Annotated in this window: 3 protein-coding genes and 1 pseudogene; 3 read left to right on the top strand and 1 reads right to left on the bottom strand. The window is 35.6% G+C overall.

Annotated features, from left to right (window positions below; genetic code table 11):
• The first annotated feature begins 388 nt into the window (after positions 1–388).
• The gene (locus tag V7164_RS22820) at positions 389–1,075 is read left to right on the top strand and encodes a hypothetical protein (RefSeq protein WP_335346464.1); all 687 of its coding nucleotides are present in this window, start codon (positions 389–391) and stop codon (positions 1,073–1,075) included.
• Between the two features lie 238 nt (positions 1,076–1,313).
• Here V7164_RS22820 and V7164_RS22815 read toward each other — a convergent pair.
• Positions 1,314–1,721, bottom strand: a pseudogene (locus V7164_RS22815) (MFS transporter); the annotation flags it as partial.
• 256 nt (positions 1,722–1,977) lie between these two features.
• Between V7164_RS22815 and V7164_RS22810 the strand changes: the two are divergent.
• Both V7164_RS22810 and V7164_RS22805 read left to right on the top strand, forming a co-directional pair.
• On the top strand, positions 1,978–2,451 hold the full coding sequence (locus V7164_RS22810; protein WP_335346465.1) for a MerR family transcriptional regulator: 474 nt from the start codon (positions 1,978–1,980) through the stop codon (positions 2,449–2,451).
• Positions 2,432–2,854: a hypothetical protein gene (locus V7164_RS22805; RefSeq protein WP_335346466.1), complete on the top strand. Its 423-nt coding sequence runs from the start codon at positions 2,432–2,434 to the stop codon at positions 2,852–2,854. Before V7164_RS22810 ends, V7164_RS22805 begins: the two co-directional genes overlap by 20 nt.
• Positions 2,855–3,333 lie beyond the last annotated feature (479 nt).

Raw genomic sequence — 3,333 nt, 5'->3', positions numbered from 1 at the left:
ATGGTATAATGATAGAATGATATTTCGGGATACATAGTAGTGATAGGAGGGGAGGGCTTATGGAAATTAACTTTCAGAAGAAAGAGTAATGGTTTAGGATTAATGTCAGTCAGACTGCAATTTCTTTTTTTCTGACACAAAAATGAAAAACAAATTGATATATCGAACGAAGATAGGAGGATTATTATCGTAAAGCGAGAAAATGGAAATTTAGAAAAAATGACTGAGGAAGATTATTACAAAAATGAATAATGGTTGTTAAAGGGTGATTATTCAAAAAGAATGGTCACCCTTTTTCTTATTCAAGTAACGAGTAGTATTCTTTAATAAGGTAATTTACCTTCTATGGTAATATTAAATAAAGTATATTTAGTAAGGTGGATTTGGTATGAATAAAAATCTTTTAAATCTTTATAGAAGATATTGGTCAGATATGGTTTCTTCCCTTGAAGGAAATCAACTAAGCAATCCGTTGTTACTTTATATAAATAATGAAGAAAAGTATAAAAATGCTGATATCAAAGTTATGTTTTTTGGACAAGAAACCAATACATGGGAAGGAGAATTAGGTAATAAAAGCATAGATGAATTATTAGTAACATACTGTAACTTTTTTGGAATGGGTAAATGTTTTAGATATGGTGGTCCGTTTTGGAATACTGTGAAAGATTACGTTAATACAATAAAACAATTAAATCCAGATAAAAGTGTGGAGTGTGTTTGGAATAATATTATAAAGATTGGAAAGGAAAAAAGTAAGGGAGCACCTGACAAGAGGTTAGTAAATATTCAAAATGAAAAATTCCCTGTGATTAAGGATGAGATTGATATTCTAAAACCAGACTTAATTATCTTTTTTACTGGTCCAAATTATGATCAATACATTAAAACTGAGTGGCGAGATTTAATGATTAATAGTGTTAATAATTGGGAAACAAGGAAAGTAGCATTGTTGAAACATGAATTATTGCCTAATAATACTATTCGTACATATCATCCCAATTTTATGTATATGAAAGGCAAGCAATTTTACTCTAATATTAAAAATTCTATTATTACAAACATATTGGGCTAATGGGGGCTTGAGCTGAACAAAAGGGTCACAGTTACGGTACTCTTTCTTGTTCCACGAACTGGCCGTTTGTGGAGGAAGGTTTTTTGTTAAAATGGAGCGAATAAAATAAAAAATCTATCCTTTGGAGGGAGATAATGTGAAGAAGCTCCACTTATTAAATATTGAAGAGAGGATGAAAAAATTTAAGAGATTAGCCTGTCCAACAAAACATTCATGCATTGCTGGACTGACAACTTCATTAAGTTTCAGGAAGTAAATAGTTTAAAACGGCTGCCGCTATCAAAATGATAATCGAAAGGTAAAAGGCAACATCATAGTTTCCAAACTCATTAAATAGTAAGCCTGTTTTGTAAGCTCCTAAAGCGGATCCTATTTGATGCCCTAAAGATAAGCTCCCTACAATAAACCCAATAGAATAATGTTTAAAGTATTAAGTTGCAAGCAATTGAGTAGGTGCAACAGTGGCAAAATCAACTAAACCAAATAAGGCCACAAAAATAAGTAATAACACTGGGACTTGGCTATATATGAGAATAGAGATGGATAAGGCACGCGTAAAGTACAAGAAAACGAGCAGCTTTAGACTACTCCAATGATCGATGATAACCCCTGAACATAATATACCAATAATATTAAATGCGGCTAGAATTGTATATACAATAGTATTTATACATATTAGTGAACCTACACTTATTGCACGAAAGGTGCAGGTTTGCTTAATTAAAGTAGGAGAAGCCATAAGAATGGCTCCTCCTATTTTTAAATTCATTTCTTCGTTAAATACCAGTTTGTGTAGAATAATTGATCAATTTTTATTTCAAAGCTACATCGCGCATACATGTCGAGAAATAGGTCAAAAAACGACTTGACATTGGAGTCAACTCAAATGTTATTCTGAATTCATGGAAAAACTTTACTCTATACAAGAGGTTTCACAAATCCTTGGGATACCCAAGGATACACTTAGGTATTATGACCGGATTGGGATCGTCTCGCCGCCCCGGGATGACAATCGGTACCGCAAGTATTCGAGGAACGACCTCACAGACTTGATGAATATTCAAATCATGCAGTATGCGGACTTTTCTCTTGACGAAATGAGGGGAATACTTGGTTTGCGCAAGATGGAAAATATCGACTTCGCTTACTTGCAAGAGGTTTCTGCGTTCCTCGAAGCTAAGAATGCAGAAACGCGCATGAAGATTAACCAACTGGAAAAGGTCAATCTGTTGCTCAATATGGCAGCCGAAACGTTAAGGGACTTTAATAACGAAAGCGACCAACGGTTAGCAGGATACGTCCGCGAGCTTTACAAGGATATCCGAAAGAATGAACCGGGAATTTCTAAGGAGGGTTGTGATCATCATCAAGATTAGGAATTTTTATTATCTGATTGTAGGCGTTCTTGCGATTCTGTTTGCTGTCACGCATGCATGGAATGGGCAATCCGCTGTGTTGCCGAAGCTTGACATTAGGGCGATGTCAATGGATACCCGGACGGTATTCACGTATGTTTGGCACATTATAACGGCGGAAAATCTGGTCTTCGGCATTGCATTTATTTTCATGTCATTCCAAAGTGATCGATCGAAGGTTCGTTTTGCCGCATGGATGATCGCGGCGATACTGATCGTGCGACTGATTGTCATTCTTGGTGTAACGGCATTACTTGACGTTTCAGCTCTTAAGGATACGATAATAGATTCGATTGCCATCGCAATCTATGTTGCCTTGATCATATTGGGCACAGCTATGAATAAAAAACAATCCGGTGGTTAGCAGCTACAGTAACAGAGATGTCCGAATTATCTTCTAAATTGTAGACTCGCTCAAAGCTATAAAGTAAGCAATCTCTGATCTTTCTTGATCAATATGTTTATGATCAAAGTTGTACATTCAATATCGTGCTGTTATCAAATATTGAGGCATTGAAACTAACCAAGGTGAGATATTGTATCCCGAGCAGCAATTAGGTCAGGGCGTGTGTCCAATTGTGCTATTTGGGGCCCTTCGAAAGGGGGCGAACCCTTGGAGTTCGTTATTAATGAATGATACAAGGTTAAAAGATGTTATGGAGTTATAAAAAAGTCGTTTAAAAAGCTGTGTACCTTCAAGGAATATATATAGTACTGTTTAAGTAAATGGTTATTCGAACGGCCTTTTTATTAGGAACGCGTTTTTTTTACTAAAGGGCAGATTGTTGAATAACAAGAATCGGGCGCTTTTCTAAAATAAGGATAGCGTCTTTCTTCATGAAA

Origin of the sequence: Bacillus sp. JJ1474, from assembly GCF_036965225.1 — a bacterium.
GTDB lineage: Bacteria > Bacillota > Bacilli > Bacillales > Cytobacillaceae > Cytobacillus.
The sequence above is the reverse complement of the archived record's forward strand: the minus strand, read 5'-3'. Positions and strand labels throughout refer to the sequence as shown.

What these genes read in the sequence shown, in the direction of transcription:
- V7164_RS22810 (WP_335346465.1), top strand. Translation starts at nt 1,978, where the DNA reads ATGGAAAAACTTTACTCTATACAAGAGGTTTCACAAATCCTTGGGATA.
- V7164_RS22820 (WP_335346464.1), top strand. Translation starts at nt 389, where the DNA reads ATGAATAAAAATCTTTTAAATCTTTATAGAAGATATTGGTCAGATATG.